The sequence below is a fragment of the Tardiphaga sp. 709 genome (assembly GCF_032401055.1).
Taxonomy (GTDB): domain Bacteria; phylum Pseudomonadota; class Alphaproteobacteria; order Rhizobiales; family Xanthobacteraceae; genus Tardiphaga.
Genome location: NZ_CP135529.1, coordinates 5,647,839 through 5,666,255, shown reverse-complemented (window position 1 = coordinate 5,666,255; position 18,417 = coordinate 5,647,839). Strand labels below are relative to the sequence as shown.

Annotated in this window: 18 protein-coding genes and 1 tRNA gene; 5 read left to right on the top strand and 14 right to left on the bottom strand. The window is 61.5% G+C overall.

Annotated elements, in window-relative coordinates:
• Nucleotides 1–7: 7 nt before the first annotated feature.
• On the top strand, nucleotides 8–976 hold the full coding sequence (locus RSO67_RS27325) for a metallophosphoesterase (protein WP_315841393.1): 969 nt from the start codon (nucleotides 8–10) through the stop codon (nucleotides 974–976).
• 244 nt (nucleotides 977–1,220) lie between these two features.
• On the opposite strand, the gene RSO67_RS27320 is transcribed toward RSO67_RS27325, so the two are convergent.
• The 6 genes from RSO67_RS27320 to RSO67_RS27295 all read right to left on the bottom strand — a co-directional run bounded on the left by RSO67_RS27320 (nucleotide 1,221) and on the right by RSO67_RS27295 (nucleotide 7,972).
• Entirely contained in the window at nucleotides 1,221–2,000 is a 780-nt protein-coding gene (locus RSO67_RS27320; RefSeq protein ID WP_315841392.1) for an enoyl-CoA hydratase/isomerase family protein, read from the bottom strand.
• Between the two features lie 44 nt (nucleotides 2,001–2,044).
• Nucleotides 2,045–2,695: a glutathione S-transferase family protein gene (locus tag RSO67_RS27315; RefSeq protein WP_315841391.1), complete on the bottom strand. Its 651-nt coding sequence runs from the start codon at nucleotides 2,693–2,695 to the stop codon at nucleotides 2,045–2,047.
• A 109-nt stretch (nucleotides 2,696–2,804) separates the two neighbouring features.
• Nucleotides 2,805–3,164, bottom strand: coding sequence for a hypothetical protein (locus RSO67_RS27310; RefSeq protein ID WP_315841390.1), 360 nt, complete (start codon nucleotides 3,162–3,164; stop codon nucleotides 2,805–2,807).
• A 754-nt stretch (nucleotides 3,165–3,918) separates the two neighbouring features.
• Complete coding sequence (locus RSO67_RS27305) at nucleotides 3,919–6,111, bottom strand: xanthine dehydrogenase family protein molybdopterin-binding subunit (protein ID WP_315841389.1); 2,193 nt, start codon at nucleotides 6,109–6,111, stop codon at nucleotides 3,919–3,921.
• A gap of 12 nt (nucleotides 6,112–6,123) precedes the next feature.
• A complete protein-coding gene (locus RSO67_RS27300) occupies nucleotides 6,124–6,591 on the bottom strand; it encodes a (2Fe-2S)-binding protein (protein WP_315841388.1) in 468 nt (155 codons plus the stop codon).
• 157 nt (nucleotides 6,592–6,748) lie between these two features.
• Complete coding sequence (locus tag RSO67_RS27295) at nucleotides 6,749–7,972, bottom strand: carboxymuconolactone decarboxylase family protein (protein ID WP_315841387.1); 1,224 nt, start codon at nucleotides 7,970–7,972, stop codon at nucleotides 6,749–6,751.
• Nucleotides 7,973–8,229: 257 nt separating this feature from the next.
• Between RSO67_RS27295 and RSO67_RS27290 the strand changes: the two genes are divergently transcribed.
• Together RSO67_RS27290 and RSO67_RS27285 are read left to right on the top strand one after the other, a co-directional pair.
• Entirely contained in the window at nucleotides 8,230–8,649 is a 420-nt protein-coding gene (locus RSO67_RS27290; protein ID WP_315841386.1) for a hypothetical protein, read from the top strand.
• Between the two features lie 328 nt (nucleotides 8,650–8,977).
• Entirely contained in the window at nucleotides 8,978–9,214 is a 237-nt protein-coding gene (locus tag RSO67_RS27285) for a hypothetical protein (RefSeq protein ID WP_315841385.1), read from the top strand.
• 115 nt (nucleotides 9,215–9,329) lie between these two features.
• Here RSO67_RS27285 and RSO67_RS27280 read toward each other — a convergent pair whose 3' ends face one another.
• From RSO67_RS27280 to RSO67_RS27250, 7 genes are all read right to left on the bottom strand, one after another.
• A complete protein-coding gene (locus RSO67_RS27280; RefSeq protein WP_315841384.1) occupies nucleotides 9,330–9,605 on the bottom strand; it encodes a hypothetical protein in 276 nt (91 codons plus the stop codon).
• A 384-nt stretch (nucleotides 9,606–9,989) separates the two neighbouring features.
• Nucleotides 9,990–10,065 (bottom strand) — tRNA-Lys (locus RSO67_RS27275).
• 174 nt (nucleotides 10,066–10,239) lie between these two features.
• Nucleotides 10,240–10,893 carry a Spy/CpxP family protein refolding chaperone gene (locus RSO67_RS27270; protein WP_315841383.1) on the bottom strand — a complete coding sequence of 218 codons (654 nt, stop codon included), beginning with the start codon at nucleotides 10,891–10,893 and terminating at the stop codon, nucleotides 10,240–10,242.
• Between the two features lie 116 nt (nucleotides 10,894–11,009).
• Entirely contained in the window at nucleotides 11,010–12,335 is a 1,326-nt protein-coding gene (locus tag RSO67_RS27265) for a TRAP transporter large permease (protein WP_089267895.1), read from the bottom strand.
• Nucleotides 12,332–12,943 carry a TRAP transporter small permease gene (locus RSO67_RS27260; protein WP_315841382.1) on the bottom strand — a complete coding sequence of 204 codons (612 nt, stop codon included), beginning with the start codon at nucleotides 12,941–12,943 and terminating at the stop codon, nucleotides 12,332–12,334. The genes RSO67_RS27265 and RSO67_RS27260 overlap by 4 nt, the downstream gene beginning before the upstream one ends.
• A gap of 131 nt (nucleotides 12,944–13,074) precedes the next feature.
• Nucleotides 13,075–14,076, bottom strand: a complete 1,002-nt coding sequence (locus RSO67_RS27255) for a TRAP transporter substrate-binding protein (RefSeq protein ID WP_315841381.1) — start codon at nucleotides 14,074–14,076, stop codon at nucleotides 13,075–13,077.
• A gap of 196 nt (nucleotides 14,077–14,272) precedes the next feature.
• Nucleotides 14,273–15,856, bottom strand: a complete 1,584-nt coding sequence (locus RSO67_RS27250) for a 2-isopropylmalate synthase (protein WP_315841380.1) — start codon at nucleotides 15,854–15,856, stop codon at nucleotides 14,273–14,275.
• Between the two features lie 500 nt (nucleotides 15,857–16,356).
• On the opposite strand from RSO67_RS27250, the gene RSO67_RS30560 reads away from it, so the two are divergent.
• Both RSO67_RS30560 and RSO67_RS30555 read left to right on the top strand, forming a co-directional pair.
• Nucleotides 16,357–16,884: a dihydrodipicolinate synthase family protein gene (locus RSO67_RS30560; RefSeq protein ID WP_410001786.1), complete on the top strand. Its 528-nt coding sequence runs from the start codon at nucleotides 16,357–16,359 to the stop codon at nucleotides 16,882–16,884.
• A 5-nt stretch (nucleotides 16,885–16,889) separates the two neighbouring features.
• Nucleotides 16,890–17,249, top strand: coding sequence for a dihydrodipicolinate synthase family protein (locus RSO67_RS30555; RefSeq protein WP_410001785.1), 360 nt, complete (start codon nucleotides 16,890–16,892; stop codon nucleotides 17,247–17,249).
• A gap of 154 nt (nucleotides 17,250–17,403) precedes the next feature.
• On the opposite strand, the gene RSO67_RS27240 is transcribed toward RSO67_RS30555, so the two are convergent.
• Nucleotides 17,404–18,390: a polyphosphate kinase 2 family protein gene (locus tag RSO67_RS27240; protein ID WP_315841379.1), complete on the bottom strand. Its 987-nt coding sequence runs from the start codon at nucleotides 18,388–18,390 to the stop codon at nucleotides 17,404–17,406.
• Between the last annotated feature and the right edge of the window lie 27 nt (nucleotides 18,391–18,417).

The following is an 18,417-nucleotide window of genomic DNA, read 5'->3' as shown; positions in this document are numbered from 1 at the left end:
ATCGACGTTGACTCAGCCACCGCATCCCCCGATCGACGACAGCGCGCTCCGCCCGCTGATCGACCGTATCGGGGATGCGCATGTGCAGGCACGGCTGGAGATCGAGACCCATCGCGATCACCAGCTGTTCGGCCAAGGCCGCCTGTTCTTCAATCTCGAGAACTGGCTCACCGCACCGCCGATCGTCCGCACCGCGCTGCAACTCGCCGGCCTCTATGGCCGCGCCCGCCGCGAGGCTAACCGCGTGTTGGTCCGCGAGAATATCGTCGCCTCACCGCGCCTGCCCGCCGCGTTCGACGGCTTCACGATCCTGCATATCAGCGATCTCCACGTCGATCTCAGCGAGGATGCGCTGCGCCACCTGATCTCCTTCGTCGGCGATCTCGATTACGACATCTGTGTGCTGACCGGCGACTATCGCGGCAAGACCTATGGGCCGTATCAGCGCGCCACCGAAGGTGTCGGTGAACTGCGCGCGAAGCTGCGCGATTCCGTCTATGGCGTTCTCGGCAATCACGACAGTATCCGCATGACGCCGGCGCTGGAAGCCATGGGCATCCGCATGATGTTCAACGAATGCGAGACCATCACCCGCGGCGATGACAACATCTATCTCGCCGGTGTCGACGATCCGCATTTCTATCTCGCCGACGACATCCCGAAGGTTGCATCGCAAATTCCGACGGACGCCTTCTCGATCCTGCTGTCGCACACGCCCGAGACCTATGCCGAGGCGGCCGAGCACGATTTCGATCTGATGTTGAGCGGCCACACCCATGGCGGCCAGCTCTGCCTGCCCGGCGGCTATGCCATCAAGCTGGAAGCCGTGTTGCCACGCCATATGGGCAACGGCGCATGGCGCCATGAAGGCATGGCCGGCTATACGTCCGTCGGCGTCGGCACCAGCCTGCTCCCGGTGCGACTGAACTGCCCGCCGGAAGTGACGCTGCACCGCTTACAGAGCGAGCGCCGATAGCGCGCCGAGACACTAACGTCGCAACCATAGACTGCGGACACATTTACCTGCGATTAAGCATAAACATCCATAGTCAGCCTCGAGGCTAACGTCATGGATGGCTCAGATGGCTTCGTTCAACCAGATTTTGCGTTTGGTCAGCCTGCCAATTGCGGGCGGCGTTTTCCTGATCGCGGTTCAGCTCTCGACCGGCATGGGATTTCGATAACCGCCGCTTGCTCTGGCGGCCGCCGTCGCACGCATATTACTTCCCTGGCCACACCGGCTTGCGCTTCTCGCCAAACGCCTTGAGGCCTTCTTTCGCATCCTCAGTCATCGACAGGATCGCGATCTGGCTTTCGGTATAGGCAATACTCTCGTCGAACGACATCGCCGCGATGGCGCGCATCGCATATTTGCCGCGGCGGATCGCGGTCGGCGACTTGTCGGTGATGCGCGAGATCAGCCAGTCGACCTTGCCGTCTAGCTCGGCCGCCGGCACCACGTGATTCAGCAGGCCAGCGCCAAGCGCGGTCTGCGCGTCGAACGGCTCGCCGGTGATGCACCATTCGTTGACCAGGCGACGTGGTGCAATGGACTGCAGCAGCGCCAGCACCTGCATCGGAAACACGCCGACCTTCACCTCGGGCAAACCGAAGATCACGTTGTCCGCGGCCACCGCCATGTCGGTCATGCACAGCAACCCCATGCCACCGGCCATGCAGACGCCGTTAACGCGGGCGATCGCGGGTTTGGTGGCGTTTTGCGACAGCCGCATCAGATCGGCGAGATCCCCATTGGGCTTGGAGAAATCCATCGAGAAGGCCGCACCCGCATTCGCCAGATCAGCGCCGGCGCAGAACGCCTTCTCGCCCGCTCCGGTCAGAACGATCACCCGTATGCCCGCATCCTCGTGGGCGGTGCGATAGCCGTTGGCAATGCCGGCGATGACATCGCCATTCATGGCATTGCGCTTCTCCGGCCGGTTGATGGTGATCCAGAGTGCGGCGCCCTTCTTCTCCAAGATTACGCTATCATCGGCCATCGGTCTGCTCGCTTGGTTGAAGTTGATGCGGCTGGTATAGCCGCTCAGAAGCGGCGCTCCAAACCCAACGCGTCGCCGGCGCGGTTCTCGGACTCAACCGCGCGCAGGTAACCCTCGCGCTGCTGCAATCGCGCCCAATAGGCTGTGACACTCGGCCCGAATTGCGATGCAAGCCCGAGGCGGCTGGCCAGCATCAGCGCATAGCCGACGGAAATGTCCGCAGCGGTGAAACGGCCGGCGCAGATATAGTCGTTGTCGGTCGTGATGGTCTCGATCACGCGCAGCCGGCCAAGGAAGAATTTCGAATAGTCCTCGACCACCTGCGGATGACGGCGCTCCTCCGGCTCGAGCTTCGAATAGCGCAGCACCAGTGCCTGCGGGAAGGTCAGCGTCGCCTCGCCGAAATGCAGCCAGTTCAGGAACGGGCCGTAGTCCGGCTCGTCGATGCCGACGGCCAGCGGCGTCGGGCCGTATTTGGTCACCAGATATTGCGCGATCGCCGCCGATTCCGTCATCCGGATCTCGCCATCGAGCATCAGCGGGATAGTGCCGAGCGGATTGATGCCGAGATATTCCTTGGCAAAGACACGCGGCGGGAACGGCAGCATCTTCAGCTCATAGGGTAGCCCGAGCTCTTCAAGCGTCCATAGCGGGCGGAACGAGCGCGCGCGGGCGCAGTGATAGAGCGTGATCATCGGGCGAGACCTCCAAGCTGGCACGGACTATCGCCGTGCTGCCAGCCAATGAGAAGCAGCCGCGACGCTTCGTCAAGTCTTGCCCTTCTTCGTCAAGACTCGCCCCTCGCTACATGGTCCCGGCAGACCGGTTTCGTCCTCCCCAATCGACGACACCTGTCACCACGCGCACGTCACCGAGACCGATCACGGCGGCTTCGCGCCTTGGTTGCAACTGATGCGGCCAGCGGAAACGCTCCTCCACCGACAATGACCAGGTGTGTTCCAGCGGGTTCGGCACCGCATGCAGTGGATGATAGAAATTGAACGTGTAGGTCAGAAGGCTCAGCGTATCCGCCGGACCCAATCTGAAGATGAAGTAGCAGACGAGCACCGTGAGGTAATAGACCGGGAAGATGCGCAGCGCCCGGCGCATATAGAAGTCCTTGAAGGAGATGCGGCCGGTCTTGGCCCGTTCGCGCAGCAGCAAACGCGTGATTGGGTAAACACCACCACGCCAATCCCCCGAAAGCCGTCGAAAGCCGGAAATTTCTCTAGCCGCTTGGCGACGCCTGCATTCTCCGACATTGCGATCTCCCCGTTTGAACCGGGGATAGCAACGGTGCGAATAACGAGGGTGAAGGCGATTTACATGCCTACCACCTCAGGCGAAATGTTCGGGCCTAACGTGAATGTCCGTTTGCGCGGGAGTATTAGGGTCGACGCCGCCGCGTTTACCACAATCAGGACAATCTTCACTGCGAATCCAGCGCCGCTTACGATCCGTTAAGCATCTGGGAACAGGCTGGGAACGATCGAAATTGACTCAACTTGTATCGGCAAGTGTGAGGGCAGCAGATGACCAGGGTTCAATATCTCAGGGAACAAGCGATCCGCGCCGAACGGTTGGCAAAGACTATTCTGGATGCGGTCACTGTCACGCGACTTGTCGAAGCATCGCACGCATATCGCCAGGAAGCCGATCGCCTTGAGCAATACGAGGCGAGCGATCAGGCGACAACGATGTGGATGCCTCACTAGCGTCAAAAAAGACTGAGCGCCTGCTTGGCGCGGCCCAGATCTCAGATCACTGGGCCGCCAAGTAATAAATGCAACGTCGCTGTTTCATGCTCACACCCCATCTTTGCTAAAAGATGAGAGTGTTGCGCCGACCGGTTGAGCCCGTCGCCAGAAGCGGACATCATATCCAAATGCGGTCGCTCTCACGAAGCCGACTGCCCTTCTCAGCTCGTTCCAAGGTCGATGTTCTTGAGCGGCAAATTCCGGACTCGTTTTCCGGTGGCAGCGAAGACAGCATTCAGCACTGCGGGTGCAGCGACTGCGATCGTCGGCTCGCCGACACCACCCCAGAAGCCACCTGACGGCACCGTGATCACTTTCACCTCCGGCATCTCGTCGAGCCGCATCACGTTGTAGCTGTCGAAGTTCTCCTGCTCGATCCGGCCGTCCTTCACGGTACACTCGCCATAGAGCATTGCGGAGAGACCATAGACAAAAGAGCCTGCGATCTGCGCCTCGATCTGCTGCGGATTGACGACATGGCCGGGATCCGTGGCGGCAACGATCCGGTGGATCCTGAGGCGCCCCTTGGTCACCGAGACTTCCGCCGCGGCGGCGACATAACTGCCAAAACCCATGACCTGGGCTAGGCCGCGATAGACGCCCGCCGCCGGCTTGCTGTCCCAGCCGATGCCCGTCGCAGCCGCTTCCAGCACGGCGAGATGCTTCGGGTGATTGGCCATCAGCTTGCGCCGGAACACGAGCGGGTCCTGACCGGTGGCATGGGCTAATTCATCGACGAAGCATTCGAGATAGACAGCGTTCTGATTCAGGTTCACTCCGCGCCAGGCGCCGGGTCGTACATGCGGATTGTACATCGCATGATCGATCAGGAGATTCGGGAATGTGTAGCCGATCGCCATTTCGGCACCGCCCGGCATCAGGCCCTGGAATGCGAAGGGATCGCCATTCGCCGTCATGACCGACGGGCGCATATAGGCCATGATCGACTGGCCGGAAATGCGCATATGAAGCGCTTCGACATTCCCCGCCGGATCGAGCGCCGCGCGCATGCGGCACTGGGTGACCGGGTGGAAGCGGCCCTGCACCATGTCTTCCTCGCGCGTCCACATCATCTTCACGGGCACGTCGGGGATCTGCTTGGCGATCAGCACAGCCATCCGCACATAGTCGGTGAAGAGGCGTCGGCCAAAGCTGCCGCCGATCCGCATCGGATGAACCATGCAGGATTCGATCGGCAGGCCGGACGCGGCGGCCACGGCTTCGAGCGCCGCTTCGGCGACCTGGGTGGGGCCCCACATCTCGCAGCGTTCGGGCGTCCAGCGGATGGTAGCCGACATCACCTCCATGGGGGCGTGGTTCTGGTACGGGAAGCTGTAATCCGCCTCGATGATGCGGATTGCCTTGGCCAGCACAACTTTCGCATCGCCCGTCTTGTTGCCAACGAAGTTCGTTTCGGCGGAGAGCCCTTCGCGCAACTTCGCGGCGATAGTCTCGCTCGAAACCTTCGCACTATCTCCTTCGTCCCAAACCACTGGCAATGCGTCGAGTGCGGTCTTGGCGCGCCAGAATGTATCAGCGACCACGGCGACGGTTTCATCGTCGACCCGCAGCACATGCTTCACGCCGCGCATCTTGGATACCGCGGCAGCATCAAAGCTCTTCAGCTTGCCACCATGCACGGGACACGCCTTCGGGATCGCCACCAGCATGCCGGGCATCCGGATGTCCATGCCGTAGACCAGCGAGCCGTTCAGCTTGTCGCGCGTGTCCAGCCGCTTCAGCGGCTGTCCGGCGATGGTCCATGTCTTGGGATCCTTGAGCTGGACCTGCGCAGGCGGCGTGATCTTGTTCGCCGCGGCGGCGACAGCCCCATAGGTCGTGCTGCGCTTGCTTGCCCCGTGGGTGATGATGCCCTTGACGACGGTGCATTCCTCGGGCTTGACGCCCCAGCCTTGCGCCGCGGCCTGGACCAGCATCGAACGGGCGGCGGCACCGGCCGTGCGCACATATTCCTGCGAGCCACGGATCGCGCGCGAGCCGCCGGTGGACATGTCGCGCCACACCTTGCCGCGCTTCAGGTTCTCATGCGGCGATACCAGGTCGAAGCCGACCTTGCTCCAGTCGCATTCGAGCTCTTCCGCGACAAGCTGCGCAAGGCCCGTCAGCGACCCCTGCCCCATTTCGGCGCGGGCGATGCGGATCTGGATGCTGTCGTCAGGATGGATCACCACCCAGGCATTGACCTCGGCAGTCGCCCCTTGCGCCGCTGCGTTCATGCGCGGCGGAATCGTGAAGCCGAGCACGAAGGAGGCAGCGGCGGCACTGGCGAGGAAACCACGACGTGAGACGCTGGTGGGCGCAACATCGCCGCGTGAAAGAGTTTTCGTATTCATGTCACGATTCCCTCAGCCCTTGTTCGCAGCCATGCGCTGCGCTGCGAGTTGCACGCCGGCCAGCACCCCCGGATAGGTGCCGCAACGACAGATGTTCGAGATCTCCGAGCGGATATCGTCCTCGCTCGGCTTCGCATTCTGCGCGAGCAGTGATGACACCGCCATGATCATGCCGACCTGGCAGTAGCCGCATTGGGCGACATCGAGTTCGGCCCAGACCTGCTGCACCGGATGCTGCTTGTCGGCACCGAGTCCTTCGATGGTGACGATCTTTTGATCCACAGTCACCGCGCTCACGGGCAGCGCGCAGGAGCGCGTCGCGACGCCATCGACATGCAACGTGCACGCGCCACACTGGCCAACCCCGCATCCATATTTCGTTCCAGTGAGACCGACATGGTCCCGGATCACCCACAAAAGGGGCGTGTCCTCTTCGACATCCACGTCGAGGAGCTTGCCGTTGATGTTGAGTCTGGCCATTCGGGTCTCCCGATCGGGTTCAATATTGCGATTGCTAATTGGGCAGGGTCAGGGTCTGGAGATAGCTCACGATACTGGCGCGGTCCTGCTGGACTGACACCGCAGAAGTCACGATCGCTACGCCGATCGAAAGTAAACTGCACTTCACCATTGCGTATTACGGTTTCATTTTCGGTTGACTGGCACCGTGGTGCATCCGGTACTGCTCGTCGGTCACCTTCTCGAGCCAGTCGACCGACTTTCCGTCCTGAGCCTCGGCAATTGCGATATGGCTCATCCCCGACGATGCCGAGGCGCCGTGCCAGTGCTTGACGCCCGGAGGGATCCAGACCACGTCGCCCGCGCTCATGGTCTGGATGTCGCCGCCTTCATGCTGAACGAGCCCGGCGCCGGTGACGACGATCAGCGTCTGCCCCAGTGGATGCGTATGCCACGCAGTATGGGCACCGGGCTCGAAGGTCACGACGCCGCCGCCGATGCGGGCTGGAGCGGCGCGCTGGAAACGCGAGCCGACGCGGACCTTGCCAGTGAAATTTTCCGGAGCGCCGACACTGTCCGGCTGCGAACCGCTCCGGAGAATCTCGACCTCGCCCTCGGCCTTCCTGACTGGCGCCGGAGAGTTGACGGTCTCGAACGCCGCTTTCGCGAGCGGCACCGCCGACATGGCCTTCGGCCATCCGGCATAGAATGCCAGATGTGTGATGGTTTCCGAGATTTCGGTTCTCGTCAGCCCGTTATCAATGCCTCGCGACAGATGGAACGGCAGTTGCGTTGCTTCGCCTGTCGCGATCAGCGAGGAAATCGTCACCAGACTGCGGTCGCGCGGCGACAAATCGGGTCGTCGCCACAGGTCGCCAAACAGGACATCGTTGGTATAGGTCGCGAGTCCGGGGATGACATCGCCAACCGCGCGGTCCACCGACGCTGCGCGCCGGGCTTCACTCTCGGCATCCAGCTTGATCCGCTCGCCCGCAGCAGCGACGAGGTCGGATTGAGCAATCCCGCGCTTGTCGAACACATCCTTCGCGACGGTGACCGCCGATATGGCATTCGGCCAGCCCGAATAGAACGCCAGATGCGTGATGATCGCGGCGAGCTCGCCGGGCTTCACGCCATTGTCCAAGGCCCGATTGAGATGCCCCGTGAGTTGCGCGGTCTTTCCGCCGGCGATCAAGGCCGCCACCGTGACGACGCTGCGGTCGCGCTGCGACAGGCCGGGACGTTCCCATACCTGACCGAACAACAGTTTCTCGGTGTAATCGGCGAGTTCGGGCGTGATGCTTCTGACGTCGGCTGGGGCTTTAACTGCGGCCGTCTGCCGTTCCTGCGCGACGGCTTCTCCGATCATCGTCGAAAGTGCCGTTGCCAATATCGCGGTCATCTTCATCCGTGGTGCTCGTCAGGTGGGCCGAAGCAGGACTCGGTCCTTCACCGGTCAGTGTAACGAGGCCCGCGGAGAACGATTAGGTCACACCCACGGCATGGACTTATCTCTCCGGCTCATGAATTCCGCGCCGAATTGTCACAGCATTCCGCGTCGATCGCCTAGGCCGGCAGCTTTTTTTGCCCCGCGCTGCAACCAACGGGGCTCACGGATGTTGCAGCATTTGCTGGGTGGCCGTCCATAGGAGCGCATCCATGTGTGATTACAGCCTGCACGCGGTCGCCAACCGTCCCGCAGAGGTGGCGGATAGGTTGGTATCGGCAAGATTTCCTTCGACGACAACTAAAGGGTTCGCAAGCTTCGACGATCCAAACGTTGCGGTATGCCTTCGCCCTGGCACCGAGATCGCTTTTGAAGAAAACGTCCGAGTCGATGGATGGGTGTTTCGCCGCAACGTCAACGATCGACTAGCCCGTTTTCGCCAAATTGACATGGGCCAATATCACAATCACCACGACGCACTGGAATTCTCAAATGGCAGGATTGTTCTCGTCACAGACCTGAGGCCCGGGCAGAAGGCAACCGTGCTGCAATTACCGGTCAGTCACGCAATCCAGAAAACCAGGACCACTGAGCCTGCAGCGACGCCTCGGGTCGCCCGGAGCGCTCCCTGACGAGCCATATCGCCAGTAAGTAGAAGAGACCCGCCGGCGCTACTCGGCGGGTTTTCATTTCATGGGTAGGGCCTTCGACGCCTGGCGACGGCCGAACCGCAGACCGCCATAACCCGCTCGATACCCTCGGGCGTTTTTTTCTTTGGCTCCCTTGAACCTTTCAGCCACGTCCATCGTACCAATTTGAACTGGGGATTTGAGGGCCCAGTGTTTAGCCAACGTCGCCGGGGCGATCATACTCCGCTCCGGGCGGCGTTGCGCGTGCGATCCCCACCCGCCCTCACCCGCGGGCTTTTGCAGAACGCATGTCATCGGCTAGAATGGCGGAATGACGAACACAAAAACATGGCAGTCCAAGCTGCTCGACGAACCCAGGATCGGCTTTGTTGAAGAGCACGGTTCGCGCGCGGCCAATGCGGAGCGTGCCATGGTCGTCGAACAACAGCAGAAACCGACGCCGCCCCCTCCGCCGCCGCCGAAACACGATCCACTGGCGAAGATCCTGAACGAACCGCGCGTGGGCTTCGAGACGATCCATCGATCCGCCCCCAGGTCGCCAAAATGAAAGAGCCGCCCACTGAGGCGGCCCTACGGACGGCCATTCCTAGGCAGCCATCAAATCAGACCGCTGCCATTTCCAACCAGGCCATTGAGGTCGAAAACCGGCCAGGACGAATAGTCTAGAGCTTCGCCTGGACCGTCCAGAATGATGCATCCTTATCGGACAGATCATTGTGGATGGTGCTGTCGCTCGGAGCGTGTGGACGCAGCCGCCAGGCCTCCGAATTGATCTCCATTTCGAGCTCGTTGTGCGAAGCGGAGATCACCTTACCTGACACCCGACTTTTGTTTGGATATTCGAGCGCAAGAATTTCTCCCGGCGCGACCGATCTGGCGACGACAGAAATCACAGTACCGGTTCTGATATCTTTCTCGTTGATGTAGGCGCTGAGCATCGACAAACTCCCATTTGCGACTTCGTGACTGGACTTGAATGCAAAGCGCGCCGCACGACGGCACCAGAATGCTGTTTCTCCACATGTAGGAACGTGCACGCATCCCGGCGGTTCCATCTGGCCACCTCCCGCAGAGGCTCGGGACCAGTAGCAAAACTGGTCCGTGTTTTCGCTCGGATTCGTAAGGATCACAGGATCGGTCGCTACAGCGCGCCGAGGAGGCTCAAAGGGTTTTCGACGTTTTGGGCCTTCGTGGCTTGGTCGTCCGGCTGACTGATGGCTCAGCGAAAGAACAAAAACCGGCGACGAGTCAGAATGACGTACGACGTCCGGTCGGAACGACTGACCACCGAAATTCTAACAATCTGATTTGTTGAGATTTTTTGGTGGGCGCACTAGGGCTCGAACCTAGGACCCGGTGATTAAGAGTCACCTGCTCTACCAACTGAGCTATGCGCCCGGATCCAGATCCGGATATCCCCGTGGGGACGGCGTCGTTTAGCAAAGCGATCCGGGGATGTCCAGCGACGGCTGTCACAAAAATTGCACCGTTTTTCGCAATCGCAAAAATGCGAAAAAGCCGCTGGATTTCAGCGGCTTCTTCGTCATTGCGACCGTGGAAAACTGCTCCGGATCAGAGCCGTTCGGCGCCCGGCGCGGGGTTGCGCTCGAATCTGTCGCCGGGGCCGCCGGGACCGCGATCGCCGTCATCGCCGAAACGTGGGCGGTCGACGCCGGGAGGGCCGAATCCCTCGCCCTCGAAGCTGCCGCGCTCGAAGCCGGGTCGCGGTCCGTGGTGACGCCAGCCGCCCTCCCCGCCACCGAAGCCGTGGTCCATATGGGTCAGTACCGCCAGTCGCCGCTTCTGCCCGTCATCGAGGGTCTTGTAGAGCGGGTCGGCGGCATCGGCGATCTTCTTCAGCGCGGCCGCCGTAGTGGCCATGTCGCCGGCGCGCTGCTGCAGGCGGGCGACCGGATTGTCCGGGGTGTCGGTCCGCTTCGCGTCGTCGTCGCGGTTCTTGCGCTCTTCCATGCGCGCATTGGCGCGGTCGATGCGCAGCTTGGCGAAATCGCGCACCGCGCTCTCCACCGCCGGCCAGAGCTTCTCCTGGTCCGGCGTCAGCTTGAGCCCGGCCTTCACGGCAGCGATGCGCGCATCGGCGAAGGCAGCGCGGTCTTCCGGATTTATCCGGACGTGATGATGCATCCATGGACGGTGCTGGGCATAGACCGCGGTAGAACCGGCGATCACGGCAACTGCGGCACCGGCGAGCAAGATCTTCTTCATGGCAACCTCCTTTGGAAAGTCACCTGAAGATGATCCTGCGCTGCCGCGCGTTCAACTTACGCTTTGGCCATGTGGTGTCGCGATGTGTTGTCGCAATATTTATAGCCGCAATTTCGTCACAGCATCCCGAGAACGCGCGGCAGCCATAGCGAGATCTCCGGGATGAAGGTCACCGCAACCAGGAACATCAGCATGGTCAGCAGCCACGGCCACACCGCGATGGTGAGTTCCGTGATGCCCATCTTGGCGATGCCCGACGCGACATAGAGATTGAGGCCCACTGGAGGATGGCACATGCCGACCTCCATATTGACCACCATCAGGATGCCCAAATGCACCGGATGCACGCCGAGCTTGACCGCGATCGGGAACAGGATCGGCGCGGTGATCAGCACGATCGATGACGCCTCCATCACATTGCCGGCGACCAGCAGCAGGATGTTGACGAAGATCAGGAACGTCCACCAGTTGACGCCCATGTCGACGATCCAGGCGGTGAGCTGCTGCGGAATCTGTTCCGACGTCATCAGGAACGAGAACAGCACCGCATTGGTAATGATGTAGAGGATCATCGCGCTCATGCTGGCTGAGCCGAGCAGCACCCGCGGCACGTCCTTCAGGCCCATGTCCTTGTAGACGAACACCGCGATGATGAAGGCATAGACGGCGCTAACCGCCGCAGCTTCCGTCGGCGTGAACCAGCCACGATAGATACCGCCGAGCACGAGGAAGATCAGCAGCAGGCCCCAGATGCACTCGCGGAACGCCTTGAAGCGCTCGCCCCATGACGCCCGCGGCAGCCGCGGATAATCGAACTTCCAGGCGCGATATACCGTGGTGGCGCCGAGCAGCGTCGCCAGCATCAGGCCGGGAATGACGCCGGCGATGAACAACTGGCCGACGGACGCCGAGGTGACGCGCGCGCCATCGGGGCCGAGCGCGACGCTGCCGCCGGTCGCTACCGCATAGATCACCATCACGATCGACGGCGGGATCAGGATGCCCAATGCCCCCGACGTCGTGATGACGCCGGCGCCGAACCGCTTCGGAAAGCCCTGCGCGACCATGGCGGGCAGCAGGATCGAGCCGATCGCGATCACTGTCGCCGGTGACGAGCCGGAGATCGCCGCGAACAGCGCGCAGGCCATCACGCCGGCGAGACCGAGACCGCCATACCAGTGCCCGACCATCGAGGTCGCGAAATTGATCATGCGTCTGGCGACGCCGCCATGGGTCAGGAAGTTGCCGGCCAGGATGAAGAACGGGATCGCCATGATCTCGAAATTCTCGATCCCGGTGAACAGCTTCAGCGCCACCGCCTCGATCGGCACCTGCGTCAGGAAGAACAGGAAGGTGAGTACCGTCAGGCCGAGTGCGATCGAGATCGGCATGCCGGTGAGCATCAGCGCAATGAGCAGTGCGAAAATGAACAGCGTGGTCATCGGGCGCCCTCCGGCGTCGGACCAACCGCCGTGTCGACGTCGATGCCCTCCACATGGGTGTGATCATGATGCGGCAGATCGTCGAAGCGGAAATAGCTGTAGGCGACCTGCAGGAAGCGGAAGCACATCAGATAGGAGCCGAGCGGAATGCAGAGATAGACGATCCAACTCGGCAGCTCGAGATCGGGCGATGTCTGGTCGGTCTGCGACAGACCCATCACGAAGCTCGCGCCCATGGTGCCGATGATGCCGGTGAACAGCGCGCCGCAGAGAAGCCCGAACAGGATGGTGCCCTTGCGCCATTTCGGCGGCAGTTGCAGCACCAGCACATCGACGCCGACATGGATGCCGGTGCGCACGCCGTAAGCCGCGCCGAACTTCGCCATCCACACGAACATGTAGATGCAAAGTTCCTGCGCCCAGGACAGATGGATGCTGGCGAGAAACTTATAGGCGGCCATCGCGCCGGGCAGATTGCGATACGACACCACGAAATCGGTGGTGTAGCGATGCGCCACGGCAACGAAGATCACGACCGTCGCGGCGCCGATCAGCGTCGCGATCAGGGTTTCCTCGAGACGATCGAGGATGCGTAACAAGAGCCGCACGAGATTTGTCCCCTTCCCCACATTCCGTCATGGCCGGGCTTGTCCCGGCCATCCACGTCTGCCCCGTACGCTTCAAGACGTGGATGCCCGGCACAAGGCCGGGCATGACGACGTTGAGAGTGCGTCCGTGCTCAATTGGTCTTCGCGTTGGCTTCTTTCTGGAACGCCGCAATCAGATCCTTGCCGACGCGCGACGCCATGTCAGCGGTTACCGGCTCCAGCGCCTTCATCCATTCAGCGCGCTCTTCCGGCTTCAGCTCGTAGAAGGTGGTGGTACCGGCCTTCTTCATCGCGACGATGGCGTCGTCGTTTTCCTTCTGCGACAGGCCGTTGGCGTAGGCGGTAGCATCATCCATCGCCTTCTCGACCTGCGGCTTCACGTCGGCCGGCAGACCGTCCCAGAACTTCTTGTTCACGATCACGGCGTAGCCGATATAGCCGTGGTTCGAGAGCGTTATGTGCTTCTGCACTTCGTGCATCTTCTGGGTATAGACGTTGGACGGCGTGTTCTCGTTGCCGTCGACGACGCCGGTCTGCATCGCCTGATACACTTCCGAGAAGGCCAGCACCTGCGGGATGGCGCCGAGCGCGCGCATCTGGGCTTCCAGCACCTTCGACGACTGGATGCGCAGCTTCATGCCCTGGAAGTCGGCGACCTTATGCATCGGCTTGTTCGAGGTCATGATCTTGAAGCCGTTGTCCCAGTAAGCGAGACCCTTGATGCCCTTGGGCTCAAGCTTCGCCAGCAGGCCCTTGCCGATCGGCCCGGTGGTGATGCGGGTCAGCGCCGCCTTGTCCGGCAGGATGTAAGGCAGGTCGAACACCTCGAATTCCTTGACACCGAGCGGGCCGAACTTGGCGAGCGAAGGCGCCAGCATCTGCACGGCACCGAGCTGCAGCGCCTCGACCTCTTCCTTGTCCTTGTAGAGCTGCGAGTTCGGATAGACCTCAACCTTCACCTTGCCATTGGTGTATTTCTCGGCGAGTTCCTTGAACTTCTCCGCGCCCTGGCCCTTCGGCGTGTTCGGCGCGACGACATGGCTGAATTTGATGACGATGGGCGATTGAGCGGAGGCCGGACCGGCCAGCGCGAGCGCTGCGATCGACGCTGCGGCCAAAATAAACTTGCGCATGATGTTCTCCCTGTTGGCCGCGCGGAGCTGTTTTAAGAAGTCGCTGCGCTTGGATGCCACAGGGAGCTTTATCGTCATCGGCAATCAAACGCCATCGCTCCCTTCGCAGGGGTAGCAGCAAAAGCTTTACTGCAATGCAAAAACGCGGCGTCTTGCGACACCGCGTTTCATTGCGCGTATAGGTTTTGGGAAGCGCTCAGCTCGCGGCAGCGACCGGCACCGGCATGTCGCGCTCGCGCTTCATAACGATCTTGTTGAGCGCCCCCAGATAGGCCTTCGCCGAAGCAACCAGCGTGTCAGGGTCGGCCGCACGCGACGTCATGGAGCGGCCTTCGTGCGCCAGACGCACCGACACTTCTGCCTGTGCATCGGTGCCTTCGGTCACGGCATGGACCTGATACAGTTCCAGCTTGGCTTCATGCGGCACCAACGCCTTGATGCAGTTGAACACCGCGTCGACCGGGCCGTTGCCCTCGGCTTCCTCGATCTTGGTCACACCATCGACATTCAGCTTCATTGTGGCACGCTGCGGACCGTGGGTGCCGGCGATCACCGTCAGCGAGGTCAGCTTGATGCGGTCATGGGCCTGCACGATCTCCTGATCGACCAGCGCCTCGATGTCTTCGTCATAGATATCTTTTTTGCGGTCGGCCAAAGCCTTCATGCGGATGAAGGCGTCCTCGATCTGGTTCTTGCCCAGCTTGTAACCCAGCTCTTCCAGACGATGGATGAAGGCGTGACGGCCGGAATGCTTGCCGAGCACGATCGACGACTGTTTCAGACCGACCGAGGCCGGCGTCATGATCTCGTAGGTCGATGCGTCCTTCAGCACGCCATCCTGATGGATGCCGCTCTCATGGGCGAAGGCGTTCCGGCCGACGATCGCCTTGTTGTATTGCACCGGGAATGAGGTCGCTGCCGAGACCACCTTCGATGCCCGCGTCAGCATGGTCGGGTCGATGTTGTTCCAGTACGGGAATTTGTCGTTGCGCACATTGATGGCCATCACGACTTCTTCCAGCGCGGCATTGCCAGCGCGCTCACCGATGCCGTTGATGGTGCACTCGATCTGACGCGCACCGCCGTCGATACCGGCGAGCGTATTCGCCACCGCCATGCCGAGATCGTTATGGCAATGCACCGAGAAGATCGCCTGATCGGAATTCGGCACGCGCTCACGGATGGCGCGGAACATGCGGGTGTATTCCTCCGGCGTGGTGTAGCCGACGGTGTCCGGCAGATTCACCGTGGTGGCGCCGGCCTTGATGACGGCTTCGGTGATACGGCAGAGGAAATCGATGTCGCTGCGGGTGGCGTCTTCCGCCGACCATTCGACATTGCTGACCATGTTGCGCGCGCGGGTGACGCCGGCCACCGAGGCGTCGATCACCTGCTCCGGGGTCATGTTCAGCTTGACGCGCATATGCAGCGGCGAGGTCGCGATCACCATATGCACGCGGGCGCGGTCGCCGGCAGGCTTCACCGCTTCGGCGCAGCGATCGATGTCCTTCGGATTGACGCGGCCGAGGCCGGCGATGACCGACTTCTTCGAGCGCTTGGCGATCTCGTGGACGGCTTCGAAATCGCCTTCCGACGAGATCGGGAAACCGGCTTCGATGATATCGACGCCCATATCGTCGAGCATCTCGGCGATTTCCAGCTTCTCCTCGAAGGTCATGGTGGCGCCGGGGCACTGCTCGCCGTCGCGCAAGGTGGTGTCGAAAATGAAGACGCGGTCCTTGTCGGACTTGTCCTGAACGGACGGGGTGGTCGAAGTCATGAGATATTCCTTAGGTCGGGGCGCACGTGTCTGGGCGCCAGAGGGAGCTGATGGTTCTGAATGTCATGATCCCCTGAGTACCCAGGCCAAACGGCCCAGACGGCGCTCAGGGGCAGATAAGCAGAAGCAGCCCGCCAAGAAGGAGGTTGGAGCGCAGCGCAGCCGGAATCGCGTCGGGACCAGCGGCAACAGCCACTCCCCCGGAAACTCCAACCATGTCGCTGCGAATCAGCATTGCCACACCTTCAGGCCCACATCCTCGGCCAAAACCAGTCTCAAGGAAAACCCTTGATGGTTCGTTGCCGACCGGAGCCTGAGGTCGTTCTAGACGACAATCGCGGGAGGCTGCAACGGCTAAGAAGGTCAGAAATGCTGACCTAAATCCTCCTAGGAGAAGTTCGGGCGCGCGGCCGACTGGCCTAGCCAGAACATCGCCAACTGGACGTTTTCGCAGCCACCCTTTTGCCCTAAGACCGAACGGCAATTGCGAGGACAGGACAATGACTTTCGCTAGGGGATTATCCGCTTTCCCGATCACGCCGATGAATACGAATGGCCGTGTCGACACCCCCGCGCTGCGGCGGCTGGTGGCGCCGCTGGCCTCAGCCAAGGTCGATTCCATTGGCCTCCTAGGCAGTACCGGATCGTATCCGTTTCTCAGCCGTGACGAGCGCCGCCGCGCCACTGAAGCCACCATGGCGGAGGTGAACGGCCGCGTCCCCGTGCTGGTCGGCATCGGCGCGCTCCGCACCGACGAGACGATCGAACTCGCCCGCGATGCCAAGGCGGCCGGCGCTGCCGCAGGCCTGCTGGCGCCGGTATCCTATACGCCGCTCACCGAGGATGAAGTCTTCGAGCACTTCAAGGTGGTGGCCGGTGAAAGCAAATTGCCGATCGTGATCTACGACAATTTCGCCACCACGCATTTCAAGTTCACGCCCGACCTCGTCGGCCGCATCGCACGTATTCCCGGCGTCGTCGCGGTGAAAGGCACCTCCCCGAAGCCAGCCTCGCCGCAGATCACCTGAAGCAGATGCGCGCCGCCGTGCCATCAGGTTTCTCGGTCGGCTATGCCGGGGACTGGAATTCGATGGAGACGCTGCTCGCCGGCGGCGATGCCTGGTATTGCGTGGCGGCCGGCCTGTTTCCAAAGAGCTGTCTAGCCATCACCCGCGCGGCGCAGGCCGGCAATGCCGACGAAGCGCGCCGCCTTAACGGCGCGATGCAGCCGCTGTGGGATCTGTTCAAGCAATTCTCCAGCCTGCGCGTGATGTATGCGGCAGCCGAGCAGATGGGGATCACTGATGCGAAGCCACCGCGCCCGGTGCAGCCGCTGACGGATGCGGCGCAAGAGAAGGTGGCAAAGGTGCTGAAGGAATTGAAGCTGAGCTAGGCGTTACACACTGTCATTCCGGGGCGGGATCGTCGCCAAAGGCGACGAGACCGAGCCCGGAATCTCAACATGGGAGTCTCCGTAGAGCCAAGCACTCCGGGATTCCGGGTTCGCGCGAGCTACGCTCGCACGCCCCGGAATGACGAGCCAGATCCTAGTGTTTGGCCGCTTTCTTCTTCGCCACCTTCTGTTTGGCCACCTTCTTCTTCGCGACCTTCTTCACCACAGGCTTGCCTTCCCGCGGCGGCCCTTCCTTCTCCAGCGCCTCGCGGATCAGCGTAAAGTCCTTCTTCGCCTCGCCGTCCACGGTGGGGAAGTGCAGGTCCAGCTTCTCCAGCGCGTTGACGATGGCCGAGCCGATCACCACGCGTGAGAACCATTTGCGATCCGCCGGCACCACATGCCATGGCGCTTCCTCGCAGGACGTATGCTTGATCAGGTCCTCATAGGCCTCCTGATACTTGTCCCATAGCGCGCGCTCGGCGATATCGGCCGATGAGAACTTCCAGTTCTTCGCCGGCTGCTCGAGACGATCGAGGAAGCGCTCGCGCTGTTCTTCCTTGGAGACGTTGAGAAAGAATTTCAGCACCACTGTGCCGTTGCGCGCGAGATATTTCTCGAAGGCGGTGATATCCTCGAAGCGCTCGCGCCAGATATCCTTCGTCACCAGCTCCGCTGGAATTTTCTGCTTGGCGAGAATCTCCGGATGCACACGGACGACAAGACATTCCTCGTAATAGGAGCGATTGAAGATTCCGATACGTCCGCGCTGCGGCAGCGCGATGCTATGGCGCCACATGAAATCGTGATTGAGTTCGTTCGACGACGGCGTCTTGAACGAATGCACCTCGCAGCCCTGCGGATTGATGCCGTCGAACACGCTTTCGATGGCGCTGTCCTTGCCGGCGGCGTCCATACCCTGGAAGATCAGCAGCAGCGACCAGCGATCCTGCGCATAGAGCTTTTCCTGCAGTTCCTGCAGCCGGCGGCGGTTGGCCTCGATGATCTTCTTGCCGGTCTCCTTGTGCAGCCCGCCGCTGGCATTGGTGTCATGCGCCTTGAGGTGGAAAGCCTTCGACCCGTCGATGCGATACGGCTCGATATAGGACTTCAACGCAGACACAACTGGCTTGGCAGACATGAGATCGGCAACTCCGGGACACAGGAG